Below are 18,825 nucleotides of genomic sequence, written 5' to 3'. Positions count from 1 at the left end.
TACGCCGGCTGGCGGCCGGCGGGGACGCGGTGTGGTCGCTGGGGACCGGACAGGGACGAATGGATCAGTTCGGGACCACGGTACGACCCGTCGGGCCCCGGGCCCAGCAGAATACCGGGGGCGGGTCAGTTGACCCCGCACACCTCCATGCCGCCCGTCTGCTGGTCCTGGCCGAGGATGACCTGCTGCCGCTCGCGCCGGCCGCCCTCCAGGGTCACGTCGACGGGGACGGTGAGGTTGGTGGTGTCGACCTCGCCGACGCGGAACGCGGCGACCTGCGGCTCCGCGGCGGCCCGCCGCTCGAACTCCGCCCGCGACTCGGCGCGCTTGGCGTCGTCGCAGAGCTGGTCGTACGCCGCGCCGAACTTCCGGTCCACGAGCGCCTGGTAGTAGTCGGTGGAGACGGTCCGGCCCTGTTCCCGGACCGCCTGCACGCCGCTCACCGCGAGGCCGACGACCGCGGCGCCACCTCCGCCGAAGCAGAGCACCAGGGCGAGCGCGCCGACCCCGAGGGCCAGCCACAGTCGGGCCCGACGGCCCTCGGTGGGTGGGGCGGCGAACGGCGGCGCCACCCCGGGGCCCGGCGGAGGGGCGGGCGGCCCGGGCGGCGGAGCCGGTGGGGCGGGCGGCTGCCCGCCGTCGTGCCCGGGCGGCGCGGGGTGCGGCGGTGGGGCCGCCGGTCCGGGAGCGGTCATACGAGCAGGGTAGTGCCCGCGGGCTCAGCGGTAAGGACCAGCGGCCCGATCACTCGCGGTCACCACGACCGCTCCGCCGGGCGCGGCGCTGGCCAACGCCTCGTACGCGGACGGTTCGTCGACCGACTGGGCGAGCAGCGGAACGGCGCTGACCTTGACCTCGAAGCCGCCGAGCGCGCGGCGGTAGGCGCCCACGGACTCCCACTCGGTGACCAGGCTCCAGTGCCGGGGGTCGTCGAGGGCGCGGACCAGTTGGCCGCGGAGGTAGCCGGCGCAGGCGGCGAGCGCGGTGAGGGCGGCGTGCGCCCGCTCGGTGAAGTCGTCCGCGACATCGACCTCGACCACGAACCGGTTGGTCACCAGCACCGGGGGCCTCCTCGTAGAGTCTGTGGGATGCAGCGTACGCAGAACCCCCTGCTTGTCCGGTTGGCCCGGGCCAACCCGACCGCGGTGTTCCTGATCACCCTGGTGCTGGTGCTGATCGCCCTGTTCGCTCCCGGCCCGGTCGGCGGGGTGCTGCTGCTGGCGCTGGCGGCCGCCCTGATCGCGCTGCTGGCGACCACCTGGCAGGTTCAGGCGCCGCAGACCCGGCTGCTGCGGCTTGTGATGCTGACCCTGTTGGTGGCCGTCGCCTTGGTGAAGCTGCTCTGACATGCAATCATGCGTTTTTGACAATCATTATCGTTCCCGCGGACAGTTGAGGACATGAACAAGCGTTCCACTTCGCGTGTCCTGGCCGCCGCCACCGCCACCCTGCTCACCCTGGGCGGTGCCGCCGCCTGCTCCACCGACGGCCCGGCCGGCGCCGACCCGCAGCGGGTCGACGTGGTGGCCGCCTTCTACCCGCTCCAGTTCATCGCCGAGCGGGTCGGCGGAGACGCGGTCCGGGTGACCAACCTGGTCAAGCCGGGTGCCGAGCCGCACGACCTGGAGCTCAACCCGGGCCAGGTCGGCCAGATCAGCGAAGCGGAGCTGATCGTCTACCTCAAGGGCTTCCAGCCGGCCGTCGACGAGGCCGTCGACCAGAACGCCGGCGACCGCGCGTTCGACGTCACCACCGTCCAGCCGCTGCGGGACGCCGCCGCCGGCGGCCACGAGCACGAGGGCGAGGAGGCGGCCGACGACCACGAGGAGAGCGGCGGCAAGGACCCGCACCTCTGGCTCGACCCGACCCGACTCGCCACCGTCGCCGACCGCCTCGCCGAACAGCTGGGCAAGGCCGACCCGGACCGGGCCGCCGACTACACGGCGCGGGCGAAGACGCTGCACGCCGACCTGGAGAAGCTGGACGCCGACTACACCGCCGGTCTCAGGACCTGCGAGCGGCGGGAGATCGTGACCAGTCACACCGCCTTCGGCTATCTGGCCGAGCGCTACGAGCTGGAGCAGGTGGGCATCACCGGGCTCGCCCCGGAGACCGAGCCGTCCCCGCAGCGGCTGGCCGCGGTCGCCCGGGAGGCACGCGAGCACAAGGCCACCACCATCTTCTTCGAGACCCTGGTCAGCCCGAAGGTCGCCGAGACCATCGCGGCCGAGGTCGGCGCGAAGACCGCCGTGCTCGACCCGATCGAGGGTGGGCCGGCCGACGGCGACTACCTCACGGCGATGCGCGCCAACCTCCAGACCCTCCGGACAGCCTTGGACTGCTCATGACCGAACCTGTCATCCAGGTCGAGCACGGGGCGGTCGGCTACGACGGCCGCCCCGTGCTCCGGGACGTGTCGCTGACCGTGACCGCCGGTGAGGTGGTCGCGGTCCTCGGCGCGAACGGCTCCGGCAAGTCGACCCTGATCCGGGCCGTGCTCGGCCTGGTCCCGCTGACCGCCGGCTCGGTCACCCTCTTCGGCCGCCCGCAGCGCCGTTTCCGGCAGTGGGAGCGCATCGGGTACGTCCCGCAGCGGCTGGGCGCGGGCGGCGGCGTGCCGGCCACCGTCCGGGAGGTGGTGGCCTCCGGCCGCCTCGCCCGACGGGGCATCCTCCGCCCGCCCGGCGCCGCCGACCGGGCGGCCGTCGACACGGCCCTGCGCGCGGTGGGCCTCGCCGACCGCGCCGGTGACCCGGTCGCCACCCTCTCCGGCGGGCAGCAGCAGCGCACGCTGATCGCCCGGGCCCTCGCCGGTCAGCCGGAGCTGCTGGTGCTCGACGAGCCGACCGCAGGGGTGGACGCCACCAGCCAGGACGCGTTCGCCGGCGCGCTGCGCGACTTCGTCGCCGGCGGCGGGACGGTGTTGCTGGTGGCCCACGAACTGGGGCCGCTGCGCCCGCTGATCAGCCGGGCGGTGGTCGTCCACGCCGGCGGGATCTGCCACGACGGCCCGGTGCCGGATCCCGCCGGCCACCACGCCGAGCCCGGCCACGACCACGTGCACCCGCACTGTCCCGACGAGCCCGTCGGGCTATGGAGCAACTGACATGGAACTCTTCCAGTACCCCTACATGCAGCGCGCCCTGATCGCCGCGCTGGTCATCGGCCTGGCCGCCCCGGCACTCGGGATCTACCTGGTGCAGCGCCGGTTGGCGCTGATCGGCGACGGGATCGGGCACGTGGCGCTGACCGGCGTCGGCGCCGGCCTGCTGCTCAACCGGTCCCCGGTGCTCGTGGCGGTGGTCGTGGCGAGTCTCGGCGCGATCGCCATCGAGCTGGTCCGCTCCCGCGGCCGTACGTCGGGAGACCTCGCGCTGGCGTTGCTCTTCTACGGCGGCATCGCCGGCGGCGTGATGCTCGTCGGGCTCTCCGACAGCACGCCGGCGAACCTCGTCTCGTACCTGTTCGGGTCGCTCATCACCATCTCGACGCCCGACCTGACCACCATCGTGGTCCTCGGCGCGGCGATCCTGGTGCTCATGCTCGCGCTGCGCCCGGCGCTGTTCGCGGTCTCCCACGACGAGGAGTACGCCCGCGTCTCCGGCCTGCCGGTGCGGACGCTGAACATGCTGATCGCGGTCACCACCGCGGTCACCGTGACCATCGCCATGCGCGCGGTCGGCGTACTGCTGATCAGCGCGCTGATGGTGGTGCCGGTCGCCGCCGCCCAGCAGGTCGCCCGCGGCTTCCTCACCACCATGACGGCCGCCATGGCGCTCGGGCTGTTCGCCGCCGGGTCGGGGGTCTGGGTGGCGGCCACCGCCGACACCGCGCCCGGCGCGTCGGTGGTGCTGATGGCGATCGCGTCGTTCCTGGTGGTCGCGTTGGCCGCCGCGGCGTGGCGGCTGCTGCGCCGACGCGCCGCACCGGCTCCGGTCCCGGCGCCCGAGCCGCACGAGGTCGTGCTCCAGTGATGCTGATCGTCACGCGACCCGCGGTATTGGTTACCGTTACAGGGTGAGCGGCGGATCCGGCTACGACGGCTTCGAGGGTGCCAGCGAGCTGTTGCGTGCGCTGTCGGCGCCCATCCGGCTGGCGATCGTCAGCGAGCTCGCGGGCGGCGAGCGGTGCGTCCACGAGTTGGTGGAGAAGCTCGCCGTGGCGCAGCCGCTGGTGTCGCAGCACCTGCGGGTGCTGCGGGGCGCCGGCGTGGTGCGCGGCTCACGCCGGGGGCGGGAGATCGCGTACAGCCTGGTCGACGAGCACGTCGCGCACATCGTGGCGGACGCGGTGAGTCACGCCGGGGAGGGTTCATGATTCAGCGACGGGTCGGAGGTGGCACATGGTGAGCGACAGCGGTGCCGCCGTGCGCAACACCCGCCAGCGCAGCGCGGTCAGCGCCCTGCTGGCCGAGGTCGAGGGTTTCCACAGCGCGCAGGACCTGCACGCCATGCTCCGCGCCCGCGGCGAGCGGGTCGGCCTGACCACGGTCTACCGGACGCTGCAAGGACTGGCCGACGCCGGCGAGATCGACGTGATGCGCCCGCCGGGCGGCGAGCACCTCTACCGCCGGTGCAGCGAGGGACACCACCACCACCTGGTCTGCCGGGCCTGCGGGCGGACGGTGGAGGTGGCCGGGCCGGCGGTCGAGTCCTGGGCCGAACGGGTCGCCGACCAGCACGGCTACGCCGACGTGAGCCACACCCTGGAAATCTTCGGCACCTGCCGGTCCTGCGTCCACTGACGCCCCTACCCCACGGCTTCCCGCCGGGGCGCGGGGCGGATGCCGGGGACGGCCATCCGTGGCACGCTGTCCGGCGTGAAAATCTACGCCGATCGCTTCCCGACCGCCGTCCGTCAGTTCCTCACCGACCTGCTCGTCGTCGCCTGGGTGTACGCGGCGGTCCGCTTCGCGCTGTGGCTGCACGATCTGGTCCAGAAGCTCGCCGTACCCGGGCAGAAGCTGGAGGGGGCCGGCGGCGGCCTCGCCGACAACCTCGCCGAGGCGGGCGGGAAGGTCGGCCGGGTGCCGCTGGTGGGTGACGAGCTGACCGCGCCGTTCGAGCGTGCGGCGGACGCGGCCCGCGCGCTCGCCGAGGCCGGACGCGACCAGCAGCACCTCGTCGACCAGCTCGCCCTCGCCCTCGCCGTCGCCGTCCTGGTCTTCCCGCTCGGCCTGGTGCTCGTCGGGTGGCTGCCGCTGCGGCTGCGCTGGATGCGCCGCGCCGGGTCGGCCGCGAAGCTGGCCGCCGCGCCCGCCGGCCGTGACCTGCTCGCCCTGCGTGCCCTCGCCACCCAGCCCCTGGGCCGGCTGACGCGGATCGCCCCGGACGTGGCCGAGGCGTGGCGTCGCGGCGACGACGCCACCGTCGACGCGCTCGCCTCCCTGGAGCTGCGCCGCCTCGGCCTGCGCGACGGCCGCTAAGGTCTTCGGGTGTTCTACTTCCTGCTCGTCATCGCCGTACTGCTGCTCGGCTACGCAGCCGTCCTGGTCAGCTTCGTCCGCAAGGGCCGCAAGATCCCGCCCGCGGCCTACCTGGGCCTGGCGGCGCTCAACGGGCTGATCCTGGCGGCGATCCTGGCGTGGGCCATCGCGCGCTGACCCGCCGGGAGCCGCTCGGCGCGCCGGCCCCCGGGGCGTCACCGCCACCCGAACGTCGGGTCACTGCGGTGGCGGGATCCGGCGGCGGACGTCGGGCGTGGTCGACGGGCCGGGCGTCCAGGGGGCCACCCAGGGCGCGTCGGCCGGCGGCAGGACGACGCCGTCCTCCAGTGCGGCGTAGCGGCCGGCGAGGACGCGCTTGGCGGCGGCCACGTCCACCGAGTCGGTGTTGTCCCACAGCGCGGTGAAGAGCGCGTCGACCCGGACCCGCGCCTGACGGCAGAACACGTCGGCCAACTCGACGTTCTCCGGCCGGGCGTCCCGCTCGGCGTGCGCCCGGACGCAGACCGCGGCCATCGCGAACAACTCCGCGCCGATGTCCACCACCCGGCCCAGGAAGGCCTGCTTGCGTTCCATCTTTCCCTGCCAGCGGGACATGGCGTAGAAGGTCGACCGGGCCAGCTTGCGCGACGAGCGCTCCACCACCCGCAGGTGGCCGGCGAGCCGGCCGAACTCCCCGTACGACCCGGGTGCCTGGCCGCGGCCGACGGCGAGGGTCGGCAGCCACCGCGCGTAGAACGCGCCGGCGCGGGCGCCCGCCTTCGCCTTGCGGCCGAGACCGGCGTCCGGGTCGATGATGTCGCCCGCGACGGACAGGTGGGCGTCGACGGCCTCGCGGGCGATCAGCAGGTGCATGATCTCCGTCGAGCCCTCGAAGATCCGGTTGATCCGCAGGTCGCGCAGCATCTGCTCGACGGCGGCGGGGCGTTCACCGCGGGCGGTCAACGACTCCGCGGTCTCGTAGCCGCGCCCGCCCCGGATCTGGATGAGGTCGTCGGCGATCCGCCAGGCCATCTCGCTCGCGTAGAGCTTCACCAGGGCCGCCTCGATGCGGATGTCGTTGCGGTCGTCGTCGGCGAGCAGGCAGCAGAGGTCGAGCATCGTCTCCATGCCGTAGGTGGTCGCGGCGATGAAGGAGAGCTTCTGGGCGACCGCCTCGTGCTCGCCGACCGCCCGGCCCCACTGCACCCGGTCGGCGGCCCACTCCCGGGCCACGTTGAGCGACCACTTGCCGGCGCCGACGCACATCGCGGGCAGCGACAACCGGCCGGTGTTCAGGGTGGTCAGGGCGATCTTCAGGCCCTTGCCCTCGCCACCGATGACGTTCTCCGCCGGCACGAGGACGTCGTGGAACCGGGTGACGCTGTTCTCCAGGCCGCGCAGGCCGAGGAAGGAGTTGCGCCGCTCGACGGTGATCCCCTCGGCGTCGCCCTCGACGACGAACGCGGTGATCCCGCCGCGCCGTCCCTCGGCGGCCGGCACCCGGGCCATCACCACCAGCAGCGTCGCCACGGTGCCGTTGGTGGCCCAGAGCTTCACCCCGTTGAGCCGGTAGCCGGTGCCGTCCTCGGTCGGCTCGGCGGTGGTGCCCAGCCGGGCCGGGTCGGAGCCGACGTCGGGCTCGGTGAGCAGGAACGCGGACACCTCGCCGGCGGCGAGCCGGGGCAGGAACCGCTGCTTCTGCTCGGCGGTGCCGAACATCTTCAGCGGCTGCGGCACCCCGATGGACTGGTGCGCGGAGAGCAGCGCGCCGATGGCCGGGCTGATCGAGCCGGCCAGCATCAGCGCCCGGCAGTACTGGAGGTTGCTCAGCCCGAGACCACCGTAGGCGCGGTCGATCTTCATGCCGAACGCGCCGAGCCGGGCCAGCCCGTGGAACACCTCGTCGGGGATGTACGCGTCCCGCTCGATGGCCACGCCGTCGACCTCGGTGGTGAGGAAGACCCGCAGCCGGTCGAGGAACTCCTCGGCGCGGGCGTCCTCCGCCGGATCGGAACGCGGCCACGGGTCGATCAGGTCGAGCCGGAAGCGGCCGAGGAAGAGCTCCTTGCCGAAGCTCGGACGGTCCCAGGTGGACTGACGGGCGGCCTCGGCGACCTGGCGGGCCTCCTTCTCGGAGACCTGACCCGCCTCGGTGGGCAGCGGGGCGGCGGCGCCACCGCTGGTGTCGGGTCGCTCCGGGCCGTCGCCGGACTCGCCCGGCGCGGGTCGGCTGTTCTGCGTCGTGGTCACGGCTGCCCCCTCGAACCTCGGTCCGCTGCGTCAACGTGCTCGACACACGCAACGCTACCCCCGGGTGTTACCCAGGGGTAGCGTTCGGTGATGATCGAGTTTCACCGATCGCCGGTCAGTCGTTCGCCACCCGGGGGCTGTCGTCCTCGTCGTCGATGTCGTCGTCGCCCCAGTTGCGCCGGGCGAACGGCAGCGCCGCCCAGAAGGTGAGGAACCAGAGCGCGGTCAGCGCGCTGAGCAGGAAGGCGATCGGGCGGTCGAGCACGAAGTCGGTGATCAGCAGCACCGCGCTGACCATCGAGATCAGCATGAACGCCAGCCCGCCGGTCGCCATCCGGTGCGCGAAGCGCACCAGCTCCGGCTTGCGACCCTGGCGGAACAGGGCGCGGTGGAACGCCACCGGCGAGATGATCAGCGCGGTGGCGGCCGCCGCGGCGAGCAGCGCGACGATGTAGACGTCCTTCTGGAAGTTGCTGGTCCTGGTGAAGCCGTTGCTGAACGGCAGGGTCAGCAGGAACGCGAAGAGGATCTGCACACCGGTCTGCGCCACCCGCAACTCCTGGAGCAGGTCGGCGAAGTTGCGCTGCCAGCGTTGCTTCTCGGTTTCCTTCGACACGCGCTACCTCCGGTCCGACGCTACTGCCGGCGGGTCCCGGCCGCCGGCAGCACGCCAATGCCCGATCGGGAGATCCGCGAAACCGGCTCAGGACCCGTCCGCCGGCACACCGCGGGGCGCGGGCATCACGGGCGGGTGCGCCCCGCGGCGAGAGGGCGCGGGCATCGTGGGCACGTGCGGGCCGCGGCGAGAAGGCGCGACGAGGAACGCGGCGGCTAGGAACCGCGACGGATGCGGCCCGCGTACCGGGCCTCCAGCGCGTGGTTGTGCTCGTCGCCGCCGGAGATGTTGGCCGACAGGTAGACCGGGGGCCGCTCCCCCGCGTCCAGCAGGCGCGCCACCACCTCGACCGTGATCTGCTGCGCGAGCAGCGCCGCCGTGATGGAGGAGACCGCGCCGACCGCGCCGCCGCCGGGCAGCGGCAGCGTCGCGTCGCCGTACGGGGCGCCGTTGTCGAGCACCACGTCGGCGAAGTCGGCCAGCTTCCGTCCGGACGGGTGGCGGGACGTCATCTGGCCGGAGTGCTGCGCGGAGGTGATCGCCACGAGCCCGTGGCCGCGCTCCTTGACCAGGGCCGCGAACTCGACGATCGCCCCGTTCACGCCGGAGTTCGAGGCCACCACGAAGACGTCCTGCGGGCGGATCGGCGCCAGCTCGTACAGCCGGTGCGCGACCGTGGGGTCCCGTTCCAGCGTCGGCCCGAGCAGGTCGGCCGGCGCCCCGCCGAGCAGCACCAGGTCGCGCAGCGCGATCCGGTTGGTGGGCACCAGCCCGCCGGCCCGCCCCGCGATCTCCATCGACAGCGCCTCGGAGTGCCCGGTGCCGAAGGCGTGCACCACGCCCTCGGCCCGGATCGCGTCAGCGATCAGGTCGGCGGCCCGGCCGACGGCCTCCCGTTGGCTCGCCGCGACCCGGTCCATCGTCGCGGTCACCGTCGCCAGGTAGCTCTCGGCGCTCAGTGTCATGACTCCTCCGTCCCCACCCGGGCGAGGATCGCCTCGGCCAGCGCCGCCGGGGCCTCGTCCGGGATCCAGTGGCTCACATCCGTCAGCTCGACGAAGCGGTAGTCGCCCGGCACGTGGGCCGCGCAGGCCTCGGCGGCGGTCCGGCCGATCGCGGTGTCCCGGTCGCTCCACACGTACGTGGTGGGCACCGGCACCGGACCGACGGCCTTCAGGTCGGCCCCCGACATCGCCCGGTACCAGTTCAGCGCGCCGGTCAGAGCGCCCGGCTCCCGCATCGGGTCGGCGTAGCGGGCCACCCGGGTGGCGTCGCCCACCCCGGAGAGCATCCGCCGGAGCGCGACGGCGTTGAGCGCCAGCAGCACCTTCTCCGCCTTGCCGCCGGGCTGGCGGAACAGCGCCATGTACGACGAGCGCGCTTTCTGCCGCACGTCGTGGTTCAGGGCGTACACGAAGGCGGCCGGATGGGGCACGGACACCGCGGTCAGCGTGCGGACCCGGGCCGGGTGCTGCGCCGCGAGGCCCCAGGCGACGACGGCGCCCCAGTCGTGGCCGACCACGTGCGCGGCGTCGACGCCGAGCGCGTCGAGCACCGCCGTCGTGTCGGCCACCAGCTCGGGCACCCGGTAGGCGGCCACGTCGGCCGGTCGGGCGCCGGGCGAGTAGCCGCGCTGGTCGAGGGCGTACGTGCGCAGGCCGGCGGCGTGCAGGGCGGGCACGACCTCGTCCCACTCCCCGGCGTGCTGCGGGAAACCGTGCAGCAGGAGCACGGCCGGCCCGTCCTCCGGGCCACCGGCGCGGACGTCGAACGTGAGTCCCCGGGCGTCGATGCGCATGATCGGCAGCCTACCCAGGTCGGGCGGCATCGCCCCGCCCCTGCCGACGGTGCTAGCGTCTGCGGAAACAACTTCACATCCGACAGGGGAGCGCACAGCGCTGAGAGTGCGGGCACGCCCGCAGACCCTCGAACCTGATCTGGGTAATGCCAGCGCAGGGAGTTCGGTCGACCTCCAGCCGCGCCGCCGTCCGGTCCCACCGGGCGCGGCGTGCGTCTTCTCCTGGTTCGTCGCATGAACTGGGAGCGATCATGACAGACACCACCTCCACGAACCGTTGGCGGACGATCGACATCGTCGTGGCCTCGGTCATCGCGGTCGCGTTCGGCGTCATCTTCTGGGCCTGGGGCCTGGTGTGGAGCGCCACCGACGCGGCCTTCGCGTTCTTCCCGCCCGCGCAGACACTGATCTACGGCGTGTGGCTGGTGCCGGCCGTGCTCGGCGGCCTGGTGATCCGCAAGCCGGGCGCCGCCCTCTACTGCGAGACGGTGGCGGCGATCCTCTCCGCCCTGCTGGGCAGCCAGTGGGCGAGCATCGTCATCCTCCAGGGCCTCATGCAGGGCATCGGCGCCGAACTGGCGTTCGCGGCGTTCCGCTACCGCTCGTTCCGGCTGCCGACCGCGCTGCTGGCCGGCGCGCTGACCGGTCTGAGCGCCGCGATCTTCGACTTCGTCTACTGGAACGTCGAGACCGACCTGACCAGCTACCGCATCCCGTACGCGCTGCTCACCGTCGTCAGCGCGACCGTGGTGGCGGGCGTCGGCGGCTGGGCCCTGACCCGCGCGCTGGCCAACACCGGCGTCCTGGACCGCTTCCCCGCCGGCCGCGAACGCGCCGCGATCTGACCCACCCCGCCCTCCCCCAACCGCCGTCGCCAAGCGCAACAACTTCATGATCAACAGGATGCGGGCCCGGGGGCGGGCGGATGTCGAGGGAGGTGGTCCTGTGGCGGCGGTGGAGCTGCGGGGGTTCGGGTGGCGGCACGCCGGGCGTAAGCGCTGGGCGGTCCGACGCCTGGACCTGCGCGTCGAGAGCGGCGAGCGGGTGCTGCTGCTCGGGCCCTCCGGCGCCGGCAAGAGCACCCTCCTCGCGGCGCTCGCCGGGCTGCTCCCCGAGGACTCCGGCCAGCAGGAGGGCACCGTCGAGATCGACGGGCTGGACCCGCGCAAGGGCCGGGAGCGGGTCGGCATCGTCTTCCAGGATCCGGAGAGCCACCTGGTCATGGCCCGCAGCGGCGACGACGTCGCGTTCGGGTTGGAGAACCGTGGCGTACCGAGCGCCGAGATCTGGCCCCGGGTCGACGAGGCGCTGCGCCGGGTCGGCTTCCCCTACGACCGGGACCGGCCCACCGCCGCGCTCTCCGGGGGCGAGCAGCAGCGGCTCGCCCTCGCCGGCGTCCTCGCCCTGCGCCCGCACCTGCTGCTGCTCGACGAGCCGACCGCCAACCTCGACCCGGCCGGCGCCGCGCTGGTCCGCTCCGCGGTCGCCGGCGCGCTCGACGCCGACACCACGCTGATCCTGGTCGAGCACCGGGTGGCCGACGCCCTGCCCCTGGTGGAGCGGGTGGTGGTGCTCGAACCGGGCGGCGGCGTACGCGCCGACGGCACCCCGGACGAGGTCTTCCGCGTCCACGGGGACGCGCTCGCCGCCGAAGGGGTGTGGGTGCCCGGCCGGACCGTGCCGCCCCGCCGCGCCACCACGGCCCCCGGCGACCCGCTGGTCACCGCGGACCGACTCGGCCTGCCGCCCCGGCTGGCCGCGACCGACCTGACCGTACGCGCCGGAGAGGCGCTCGCCGTGCTCGGCCCGAACGGGGCCGGCAAGTCGACGCTGGCGCTGCTGCTCGGCGGGCTGCTGCGGCCGGGCGGCGGCACGGTGACCGCGAGCCCCGCGCTGGCCGGACGGGACGCGCGTACTCCCCCGCACCGCTGGCGGGCCCCCGCCCTGGCCGGCCGGATCGGCTCGGTCTTCCAGGACCCGGAGCACCAGTTCGTCACGAGCACCGTCTTCGACGAGCTGGCGCTCGGGCCCCGCCGAACCGGACGCCCCGAGGCGGAGATCCGGTCCACCGTGGACGGACTGCTCGACCGGCTGCGGCTCGGTGCGTTGGCGCGCGCCAACCCGTACACCCTGTCGGGTGGCGAGAAGCGGCGACTGAGCGTGGCGACGGCCCTGGCCACCGCGCCCCGCCTGCTCGTCTGCGACGAGCCCACCTTCGGTCAGGACCGGCGGACCTGGCGGGAGCTGGTCGACCTCTTCGCCGAGCTGCGCGACGCCGGCCACGGCGTGGTCACCGTCACCCACGACCCGGATTTCGTCGCCGCGCTGGCCGACCGACAGCTCACCCTGGAGCGACCGTGATCGGCATCGAGCCGGTCGCCGTGCCCGGGGCGCCGCTGGCCCGGCGCAACCCGGTGGCCAAGCTCGCGGCGGCGCTGGTGTTCTCGTTCGTGCTGGTCGCCACGCTCGACCCGGTCGCGCCGGCGATCGCCATCGTGGTCGAGTTGGCGTTGCTCCCGCTGTTCGGCGTCCGCTACCGGGCGCTGGCCCGGCGCACCTGGCCGCTGCTGGTCAGCGCCGTCGGCATCGTGGTCACGCTGGTGCTCTTCGCCGCCGACCGCTCCGGTCGGGTGCTGGTCGAGGCCGGCCCCGCCGTGGTCACCTCCGGGGTGCTGCTGACCGCGCTCGGTCTGGTGCTGCGGATGTTCGCGGTGGCGCTGCCCGGCGTGATCGTGTTCGCCACCACCGACCCGACCGACCTCGCCGACGCCCTGGTGCAGAACGCGAAGGCGCCGGCCCGGTTCGCGATCGGCGCGCTCGCGGCGTTCCGGTTGCTGCCGCTGCTCGGCCAGGAGTGGCAGATGATCAGCATGGCCCGGCGGGCGCGTGGGGTGGAGGCCGGCCGCAACCCGCTGGCGAAGCTGCGGCTCTTCGTCTCGACCGCGTTCACCCTGCTGGTCGGCGCGATCCGGCGGGGCACCCGGCTGGCCGTGGCCATGGACGCGCGGGGCTTCGACGCCGGCACCCCGCGTACCGTGGCCCGCCGCCAGCGCTTCACCACCGCCGACGCGCTCCTCGTCGCCGGCGCGGCGGCGCTCGCCGGGGCGGCCCTGACGGCGAGCATCCTCCTCGGCACCTTCCGCCCGCTGATCGGCTGACCCGCGCTGATCGGCTGACCCGCGCCAGGTCCCAGCGGCGCGAAAGCGTGCTCTGAGTCGCATGTTCGCATGTGCGCCGCGCACCGGACACGCCCTGTTCCCCTGACCGGACGAGATTGTCGCGCGGACGACCCTCCTGATCAGACTGGAGCAGCACATGGGCCACGGCCACGCGCACCACCACGATCACGACCACGCGGCCGGCACCGACCTGCCCCCGGCGCTCGACCAGAGCGTTCCGGACTCGGAGCTGGCGCCCGCGGACCTCAGCCGCCGCGGTTTCCTGCGCAACGCCGGCCTGCTCGGCGCCGGCGCCGCCACCACCGTGCTGGCCGCCGGCAGCCCGGCGTTCGCCGGCGGGCACGACCACGGCCCCGGCGGTGACCACGGCCGCACCGGCGACTTCCACTGGCTGGCCGGCGACCACCACATCCACACCCAGTTCAGCTCGGACGCCATGTACCGGGTCGTCGACCAGGCCCGCCACGCGCAGGCGTACGGCCTGGACTGGATGGTCGTCACCGACCATGGCAGCGCCGCGCACGCCAAGATCGGCGTGGACAAGGTGAACCCGGACATCGTCGCCGCCCGCGCGCAGCTCAAGGACCTGCTCATCTACCAGGGCCTGGAGTGGAACATCCCGGCCGCCGAGCACGCCACCGTCTTCGTCCACCCCGGACGCAACGAGGTCGCCGTCCTCAAGGAGTTCGAGAACGCCTTCGACGGCAGCGTCAGGAACGCCGGCGACAACACCCCGGCCAACGAGGCGCTGGCCATCGCCGGCATCAAGTTCCTCGGTGAGGCCGTGCGCAAGCGCCGCGTCGAGGGGGCCCTCTTCCTGGCCAACCACCCGGCCCGTCGAGGCATCGACTCCCCGCACGAGATCCGGGCCTGGCGGGACGCGGACCCGACCGTCGCTATCGGCATGGAGGGCGCCCCCGGTCACCAGGCCGCCGGCCTGCCGGGCGGCGGGCGCAACCGCGGCTACTACGACAACAACCCGTCCGCCGCGTCGTTCCCCGGCTACCCGCTGGAGAGCTACCGCACGTGGGGTGGCTTCGACTGGATGACCTCAACCGTCGGCGGCCTCTGGGACAGCCTGCTCGCCGAGGGTCGGGCCTGGTGGATCAGCGCCAACTCCGACTCGCACGTCAACTACCTGGACACCGCGCAGCGGGGACCGGACAGCAACTTCGACCTCAACGGCAAGCACAACGACCCGGTGTACGGGCCGCTGCTCACCACGGCCGGCGACTACTGGCCGGGCCAGTACAGCCGTACGCACGTGGGCGCGAGCGCGTTCAGCTACCGGGCCGTGATGGACGGCCTGCGGGCCGGTCGGGTCTGGGTGGACCACGGCGGTCTGATCAAGGGCCTGGACGTCCGCGCCCGGGTCGCCGGTGACCGGCGCCGGGAGTCGGGCACCCCGCTCGGCGGCGTCCTGCGCGTCAAGCGCGGTACGCCCGTCGACGTGACGATCGACATCGACCTGGCGGACATCCCGAACTGGTCGCAGTTCGTGCCCGTGCTCGCCCGGGTCGACGTGATCGCCGGCCGGGTGACCGGCCCGGTCGCCGACAAGGACGCCTTCACCGCCCCCGACACGAAGGTGGTGAAGTCCTTCGAGGTCGCCAAGGGCACCGGGAAGGTCTCCTTCACCTACTCCTTCGGCCGCGTCGACCAGCCGTTCTACCTGCGCGTACGGGGCACCGACGGCAAGCGCACCCAGCCCGGCCTGATGGGTGCGGCGGTCGACCCGTTCGGCCCGGCGCTGGACGTCACCGGCGCCGCGGACCCGTGGGAGGACCTCTGGTTCTACGCCAACCCCATCTGGGTGCTGCCGCAGTGATCCTGGGCCTCAGTCTGGGTCACCGGACCGTGCGGGAGGCCGAGCACTGGCTCACCACGCACGTGGTGCCGCTCGGTCTTCCGGACATGGTCGCCTGCACCCACCTGCTCGCCACGCCATACCCGCACGTGGCGCTCAGCGTATCGGTGCCGGCGGCCACGGACCGGCTGGCCGCGCTGCCACCCACCCCGCCGGAGCTGCGGGAGGCGGCCGACCGCGCGGCGGCCGAGCACGCCGCCGGCCGCTCCGGCCGGGCTGTCCGCTACCCGGGCGTGGACCGCCTGGTCGGCACCCTCACCGTGGGCGAGGTGCTGACCGGGAGCGCCATCACGCGCGTCGTGGTGCTGGGCGGGTCGACCGCCGCGGCGGAGACGGCGCTGGACACCCGGGACTTCGTCCGCCCGCAGTGGCGCGACGGGGAGCTCACGCTGGTGGCGATGCCGCACCACACGGGCGGCCTCGCGCCCTTCGAGGTGCCCGACCCGACGCCCTGCTGCGCCGACCACTGACTCACGGGTGCGGTCCGCCGACGTGGCGGACCGCACCCGGGGCCGGTCAGCTGCGCCGGAAGGCGTACCGGCGGGGCTGGGCGGACCGCTGGCCGCCGCGCCCGCCGGCCGACCGGCCGTGGGCCACCGGCGGCCCGGCCTTCGGCGCGACCGGCCGGGCCGCCGGAGCGGCGTCGAGCGGCGGCGCCGACACCGGCGTCACGGCCAACTGGTCGAGGTCGGGTGGCGTCAGCTCCGTGACGCTCGGCGACGTCTTCGGGGTACGGATCTTCTTCGGGTTACGCCTGGCGGGCATCCGGGCCTCCTTCTCGACGGACCGGCCGGCGGGCGCGACCACCGGAGCGGTCGCGGCGGCCGGGACGGTCGCGGCTGGGCGGGACCGGGCTGGGACGCAGCCACGGTCACGACGGACGGGGACGGATCCCGGGATCGACCACGGCGCACACCGCCGCCTCGGCGGCAGGTGGGAATGCGGACGCCCGGGAGCGCACGGACCGCGCACACGGGCGGCGGGCCGGCTCGGAGATGGGGCGTCACTTACGCATGCCCGCACGCTATCCCGTGCCGGGCGGACGCGCACCCGAATTACCTGACAGGATCGACCCCATGCTGATCGCGTTCTCGATCACCCCGCTCGGCGTCGGCGACTCCGTGGGCGACCTGGTCGCCGAGGCGGTCCGGGTGGTCCGCGAATCCGGCCTGCCCAACCGGACCGACGCCATGTTCACCACCGTCGAGGGTGAGTGGGACGAGGTGATGGCGGTCGTGAAGCGAGCGGTCGACGCGGTCGCCGCGCAGGCCCCACGGGTGAGCGTCGTCCTCAAGGCGGACGTCCGCCCCGGCGTCACCGACGCGCTCACCGGCAAGGTGGCACGGGTGGAGGCGCGACTCGCGGAAGGGTGACCGACCGCACGGTGACCAGCTGTCGACGGCCGACCCCGCGCCGCCGGGCACGCGATAGGTTCGAGATCGCGGACAGCGACAGCGAGAGGTGGCTCAGGCATGGCGGAGCAGTCGACGGCACAGATCGGCGTGACCGGGCTGGCGGTGATGGGTCGCAACCTGGCCCGCAACCTGGCCCGGAACGGGTTCACGGTGGCGGTGCACAACCGCTCGCCCGAGCGCACCCGCAGCCTGGTCGCCGAACACGGCGACGAGGGGCGGTTCGTGCCCGGCGAGTCGATGGCGGACTTCGTCGCCTCGTTGGAACGTCCCCGCGCGGTGATCGTGATGGTGAAGGCCGGCGCGCCCACCGACGCCGTCATCGACGAGTTGGTGCCGCTGCTCGACCCGGGCGACATCGTGGTGGACTGCGGCAACGCGCACTTCGCCGACACCCGCCGCCGCGAGGAGGCGCTGCGCGAGCACGGGTTGCACTTCGTCGGCACCGGCGTCTCCGGCGGCGAGGAGGGCGCGCTGCACGGGCCCAGCATCATGCCCGGCGGCTCCGCGGAGTCCTACCGGAAGCTCGGGCCGATCTTCGAGAAGATCGCCGCCCAGGTGGACGGCGTGCCCTGCTGCCGGCACATCGGCCCGGACGGCGCCGGCCACTTCGTGAAGATGGTGCACAACGGCATCGAGTACGCCGACATGCAGCTCATCGCCGAGGCGTACGACCTGCTCCGGGCCGGTCTCGGCGCGGAGCCGGCGGAGATCGCGGAGATCTTCCGGACCTGGAACGGCGGCGAGCTGGAGTCCTTCCTCATCGAGATCACGGCGGACGTGCTGGCGCACACCGACGCGGCCACCGGTCGCCCGTTCGTCGACCTCGTGCAGGACCGGGCCGAGCAGAAGGGCACCGGCCGGTGGACGGTGCAGAGCGCGCTCGACCTGGGCATCCCCATCACCGGGATCGCCGAGGCGACCTTCGCCCGCTCGCTGTCGGGCCACGTCGACCAGCGCGAGGCGGCCCGTCGGGCGTTCGCCGACGCGGGCACCAAGTGGCAGGTGGACGACCGGGACGCGTTCGTCGAGGACGTACGCCGCGCGCTGCTGGCGTCGAAGATCGTCGCGTACGCGCAGGGCTTCGACCACATCCGCGCCGGCAGCCAGGAGTACGACTGGAACATCGACCTCGGCGGCACCGCCACCATCTGGCGGGGCGGCTGCATCATCCGGGCCCGCTTCCTCGACCGGATCCGCCAGGCGTACGACGAGCAGCCCGACCTGCCGACGCTGCTGGTCGCACCGTGGTTCGCCGACACGGTCGGCGCGGGTGTGCCGAGTTGGCGCCGGGTGGTGGCCGACGCGGCCCGCGCCGGGGTGCCCATCCCCGCGTTCGCCTCGTCGCTGTCCTACTTCGACGCGCTGCGGGCCGAACGGCTGCCGGCCGCGCTGATCCAGGGGCTGCGGGACAACTTCGGCGCCCACACCTACCAGCGGGTCGACCGGGAGGGCACCTTCCACACCCTCTGGGCGGGCGACCGCACCGAAGTGGAGGCGTGACCGGCGCTCGCTCGCCGCACGTCGGGCTTCGGACGTCGACGCCGGGCCGGCGGGCTTCCCGCCGGCCCGCGCGCTCACCAGGCCCGTTGCTGGGTGTCGGGCTCGACGGGCGCCCAGGTCAGGGCCGGCTCCCCGGTGGCCAGTTCGCCGATCTCGCCGGACCGCACCTGCGGAGCGTGCCCCAGCTCGGCGCAGTGCCGCTCGGCCACCTCGGCGCAGATCTCGGCCACCTGCTCGCTGATCGGGTCGTCCAGGTCGGCGGCGTTCAGCGCCGTCATCATCTTGTACCGGAGATCCCGCATCCCCACCCCCGCGCCGAGGACGCACCCACGACGCCCCCACCGTGAATCCTATTCACGCAAACCCGAACCCATCCCCCCAATCCACACAGCCACCCGGTTCCCCCGCCCCGGGACGGTGGTCGGCTTGGTCGCTTCGACGGGGGGCCGGGGCCCGGCACGGAGGCGCCGCCCCTGGATCAGGGGCGGCGCCGGTGTGTGGGCGGCACCTGCGCGACGGGAGGTGCCCGGGATCAGGCGTTACCAGAATCGGCGACGCTTGGCCTTTTGCGGACGCAGCGTGTCGGCGCCCTTGGCGAGCAGGCGGGACACCCCGGAAGGGCCGCGACGGGCCTCCAGCGTGTGGCTGAGCCGGCGTGCGCCGGCCGCCGCCAGCGGCACGGCGACCGCCATCAGCGCCCACTGGGCGATGCGCTTCTGGATCATTGTGGTCTCACCTCCGTCAGTGGCTCCTGGGGAGACTGATACCCAGCGTG

24 protein-coding genes and 1 riboswitch are annotated in these 18,825 nt (G+C 73.8%); of the genes, 15 read left to right on the top strand and 9 right to left on the bottom strand.

The features are described 5' to 3' along the window. Positions 1–125 precede the first annotated feature (125 nt). Together GA0070620_RS28750 and GA0070620_RS28745 are read right to left on the bottom strand one after the other, a co-directional pair. The gene (locus tag GA0070620_RS28750; RefSeq protein WP_172836521.1) at positions 126–695 is read right to left on the bottom strand and encodes a hypothetical protein; all 570 of its coding nucleotides are present in this window, start codon (positions 693–695) and stop codon (positions 126–128) included. Positions 696–719: 24 nt separating this feature from the next. After that, on the bottom strand, positions 720–1,061 hold the full coding sequence (locus tag GA0070620_RS28745) for an antibiotic biosynthesis monooxygenase family protein (protein WP_091596031.1): 342 nt from the start codon (positions 1,059–1,061) through the stop codon (positions 720–722). A 27-nt stretch (positions 1,062–1,088) separates the two neighbouring features. Between GA0070620_RS28745 and GA0070620_RS28740 the strand changes: the two genes are divergently transcribed. The 8 genes from GA0070620_RS28740 to GA0070620_RS33065 all read left to right on the top strand — a co-directional run bounded on the left by GA0070620_RS28740 (position 1,089) and on the right by GA0070620_RS33065 (position 5,602). Continuing rightward, positions 1,089–1,346: a hypothetical protein gene (locus tag GA0070620_RS28740; RefSeq protein ID WP_091596029.1), complete on the top strand. Its 258-nt coding sequence runs from the start codon at positions 1,089–1,091 to the stop codon at positions 1,344–1,346. Between the two features lie 54 nt (positions 1,347–1,400). Then, positions 1,401–2,348, top strand: a complete 948-nt coding sequence (locus GA0070620_RS28735; RefSeq protein WP_091596027.1) for a metal ABC transporter substrate-binding protein — start codon at positions 1,401–1,403, stop codon at positions 2,346–2,348. Then, entirely contained in the window at positions 2,345–3,106 is a 762-nt protein-coding gene (locus GA0070620_RS28730; RefSeq protein WP_091596025.1) for a metal ABC transporter ATP-binding protein, read from the top strand. The genes GA0070620_RS28735 and GA0070620_RS28730 overlap by 4 nt, the downstream gene beginning before the upstream one ends. A 1-nt stretch (position 3,107) precedes the next feature. After that, positions 3,108–3,974 (top strand): metal ABC transporter permease, encoded by an 867-nt coding sequence (locus tag GA0070620_RS28725; protein WP_091596023.1) that lies wholly within the window; start codon positions 3,108–3,110, stop codon positions 3,972–3,974. 43 nt (positions 3,975–4,017) lie between these two features. Further along, positions 4,018–4,317 carry an ArsR/SmtB family transcription factor gene (locus tag GA0070620_RS28720; protein WP_091596021.1) on the top strand — a complete coding sequence of 100 codons (300 nt, stop codon included), beginning with the start codon at positions 4,018–4,020 and terminating at the stop codon, positions 4,315–4,317. Positions 4,318–4,345: 28 nt separating this feature from the next. After that, a complete protein-coding gene (locus GA0070620_RS28715) occupies positions 4,346–4,744 on the top strand; it encodes a Fur family transcriptional regulator (protein WP_407939922.1) in 399 nt (132 codons plus the stop codon). Between the two features lie 75 nt (positions 4,745–4,819). Beyond that, positions 4,820–5,425 (top strand): hypothetical protein, encoded by a 606-nt coding sequence (locus GA0070620_RS28710; protein ID WP_091599522.1) that lies wholly within the window; start codon positions 4,820–4,822, stop codon positions 5,423–5,425. A 9-nt stretch (positions 5,426–5,434) separates the two neighbouring features. Continuing rightward, a complete protein-coding gene (locus GA0070620_RS33065; protein ID WP_172836520.1) occupies positions 5,435–5,602 on the top strand; it encodes a hypothetical protein in 168 nt (55 codons plus the stop codon). Between the two features lie 60 nt (positions 5,603–5,662). Here the strand turns inward: GA0070620_RS33065 and GA0070620_RS28705 are convergent, their stop codons facing one another. The 4 genes from GA0070620_RS28705 to GA0070620_RS28690 form a co-directional block, all read right to left on the bottom strand. Next, positions 5,663–7,675, bottom strand: a complete 2,013-nt coding sequence (locus tag GA0070620_RS28705; RefSeq protein ID WP_091596016.1) for an acyl-CoA dehydrogenase family protein — start codon at positions 7,673–7,675, stop codon at positions 5,663–5,665. Positions 7,676–7,790: 115 nt separating this feature from the next. After that, entirely contained in the window at positions 7,791–8,291 is a 501-nt protein-coding gene (locus GA0070620_RS28700) for a DUF6328 family protein (RefSeq protein WP_091596014.1), read from the bottom strand. Between the two features lie 215 nt (positions 8,292–8,506). Then, positions 8,507–9,256, bottom strand: coding sequence for a sugar isomerase domain-containing protein (locus GA0070620_RS28695; protein ID WP_091596012.1), 750 nt, complete (start codon positions 9,254–9,256; stop codon positions 8,507–8,509). Beyond that, complete coding sequence (locus GA0070620_RS28690; protein ID WP_091599519.1) at positions 9,253–10,089, bottom strand: alpha/beta fold hydrolase; 837 nt, start codon at positions 10,087–10,089, stop codon at positions 9,253–9,255. The genes GA0070620_RS28695 and GA0070620_RS28690 overlap by 4 nt, the downstream gene beginning before the upstream one ends. Positions 10,090–10,163: 74 nt before the next feature. Then, positions 10,164–10,268, top strand: a riboswitch (TPP riboswitch). 72 nt (positions 10,269–10,340) lie between these two features. On the opposite strand from GA0070620_RS28690, the gene GA0070620_RS28685 reads away from it, so the two are divergent. The 5 genes from GA0070620_RS28685 (at position 10,341) to GA0070620_RS28665 (ending at position 15,605) form a co-directional block, all read left to right on the top strand. Further along, positions 10,341–10,934: an ECF transporter S component gene (locus tag GA0070620_RS28685; RefSeq protein ID WP_091596010.1), complete on the top strand. Its 594-nt coding sequence runs from the start codon at positions 10,341–10,343 to the stop codon at positions 10,932–10,934. A 100-nt stretch (positions 10,935–11,034) separates the two neighbouring features. Continuing rightward, a complete protein-coding gene (locus GA0070620_RS28680) occupies positions 11,035–12,450 on the top strand; it encodes an ABC transporter ATP-binding protein (protein WP_091596008.1) in 1,416 nt (471 codons plus the stop codon). Continuing rightward, a complete protein-coding gene (locus GA0070620_RS28675) occupies positions 12,447–13,247 on the top strand; it encodes an energy-coupling factor transporter transmembrane component T family protein (RefSeq protein ID WP_091596006.1) in 801 nt (266 codons plus the stop codon). The genes GA0070620_RS28680 and GA0070620_RS28675 overlap by 4 nt, the downstream gene beginning before the upstream one ends. Positions 13,248–13,404: 157 nt before the next feature. After that, complete coding sequence (locus GA0070620_RS28670) at positions 13,405–15,096, top strand: PHP domain-containing protein (protein WP_091596003.1); 1,692 nt, start codon at positions 13,405–13,407, stop codon at positions 15,094–15,096. Next, positions 15,093–15,605 (top strand): hypothetical protein, encoded by a 513-nt coding sequence (locus tag GA0070620_RS28665; RefSeq protein ID WP_231922000.1) that lies wholly within the window; start codon positions 15,093–15,095, stop codon positions 15,603–15,605. Before GA0070620_RS28670 ends, GA0070620_RS28665 begins: the two co-directional genes overlap by 4 nt. 46 nt (positions 15,606–15,651) lie before the next feature. Here GA0070620_RS28665 and GA0070620_RS28660 read toward each other — a convergent pair whose 3' ends face one another. After that, the gene (locus tag GA0070620_RS28660) at positions 15,652–15,900 is read right to left on the bottom strand and encodes a hypothetical protein (RefSeq protein WP_157741725.1); all 249 of its coding nucleotides are present in this window, start codon (positions 15,898–15,900) and stop codon (positions 15,652–15,654) included. A gap of 311 nt (positions 15,901–16,211) precedes the next feature. Between GA0070620_RS28660 and GA0070620_RS28655 the strand changes: the two genes are divergently transcribed. Next, on the top strand, positions 16,212–16,508 hold the full coding sequence (locus GA0070620_RS28655) for an MTH1187 family thiamine-binding protein (protein WP_091595999.1): 297 nt from the start codon (positions 16,212–16,214) through the stop codon (positions 16,506–16,508). Between the two features lie 99 nt (positions 16,509–16,607). Continuing rightward, complete coding sequence (gene gndA, locus GA0070620_RS28650; protein ID WP_091595997.1) at positions 16,608–18,050, top strand: NADP-dependent phosphogluconate dehydrogenase; 1,443 nt, start codon at positions 16,608–16,610, stop codon at positions 18,048–18,050. A gap of 74 nt (positions 18,051–18,124) precedes the next feature. Here the strand turns inward: gndA and GA0070620_RS28645 are convergent, their stop codons facing one another. Together GA0070620_RS28645 and GA0070620_RS28640 are read right to left on the bottom strand one after the other, a co-directional pair. Next, complete coding sequence (locus GA0070620_RS28645) at positions 18,125–18,352, bottom strand: thioredoxin reductase (RefSeq protein ID WP_091595995.1); 228 nt, start codon at positions 18,350–18,352, stop codon at positions 18,125–18,127. Positions 18,353–18,589: 237 nt separating this feature from the next. After that, positions 18,590–18,775, bottom strand: coding sequence for a hypothetical protein (locus GA0070620_RS28640; RefSeq protein WP_091595992.1), 186 nt, complete (start codon positions 18,773–18,775; stop codon positions 18,590–18,592). Between the last annotated feature and the right edge of the window lie 50 nt (positions 18,776–18,825).

The sequence above is a fragment of the Micromonospora krabiensis genome (assembly GCF_900091425.1).
GTDB classification, from domain to species: domain Bacteria; phylum Actinomycetota; class Actinomycetes; order Mycobacteriales; family Micromonosporaceae; genus Micromonospora; species Micromonospora krabiensis.
Note: the sequence above shows the minus strand (reverse complement) of the source record. Positions and strands in the feature narration are given on the sequence as shown.

What these genes read in the sequence shown, in the direction of transcription:
- GA0070620_RS28750 (WP_172836521.1), bottom strand. Translation starts at nt 695, where the DNA reads ATGACCGCTCCCGGACCGGCGGCCCCACCGCCGCACCCCGCGCCGCCC.
- GA0070620_RS28740 (WP_091596029.1), top strand. Translation starts at nt 1,089, where the DNA reads ATGCAGCGTACGCAGAACCCCCTGCTTGTCCGGTTGGCCCGGGCCAAC.
- GA0070620_RS28735 (WP_091596027.1), top strand. Translation starts at nt 1,401, where the DNA reads ATGAACAAGCGTTCCACTTCGCGTGTCCTGGCCGCCGCCACCGCCACC.
- GA0070620_RS28730 (WP_091596025.1), top strand. Translation starts at nt 2,345, where the DNA reads ATGACCGAACCTGTCATCCAGGTCGAGCACGGGGCGGTCGGCTACGAC.
- GA0070620_RS28725 (WP_091596023.1), top strand. Translation starts at nt 3,108, where the DNA reads ATGGAACTCTTCCAGTACCCCTACATGCAGCGCGCCCTGATCGCCGCG.
- GA0070620_RS28695 (WP_091596012.1), bottom strand. Translation starts at nt 9,256, where the DNA reads ATGACACTGAGCGCCGAGAGCTACCTGGCGACGGTGACCGCGACGATG.
- GA0070620_RS28690 (WP_091599519.1), bottom strand. Translation starts at nt 10,089, where the DNA reads ATGCGCATCGACGCCCGGGGACTCACGTTCGACGTCCGCGCCGGTGGC.
- GA0070620_RS28685 (WP_091596010.1), top strand. Translation starts at nt 10,341, where the DNA reads ATGACAGACACCACCTCCACGAACCGTTGGCGGACGATCGACATCGTC.
- GA0070620_RS28670 (WP_091596003.1), top strand. Translation starts at nt 13,405, where the DNA reads ATGGGCCACGGCCACGCGCACCACCACGATCACGACCACGCGGCCGGC.
- GA0070620_RS28660 (WP_157741725.1), bottom strand. Translation starts at nt 15,900, where the DNA reads ATGCCCGCCAGGCGTAACCCGAAGAAGATCCGTACCCCGAAGACGTCG.
- GA0070620_RS28655 (WP_091595999.1), top strand. Translation starts at nt 16,212, where the DNA reads ATGCTGATCGCGTTCTCGATCACCCCGCTCGGCGTCGGCGACTCCGTG.
- gndA (WP_091595997.1), top strand. Translation starts at nt 16,608, where the DNA reads ATGGCGGAGCAGTCGACGGCACAGATCGGCGTGACCGGGCTGGCGGTG.
- GA0070620_RS28645 (WP_091595995.1), bottom strand. Translation starts at nt 18,352, where the DNA reads ATGCGGGATCTCCGGTACAAGATGATGACGGCGCTGAACGCCGCCGAC.
- GA0070620_RS28640 (WP_091595992.1), bottom strand. Translation starts at nt 18,775, where the DNA reads ATGATCCAGAAGCGCATCGCCCAGTGGGCGCTGATGGCGGTCGCCGTG.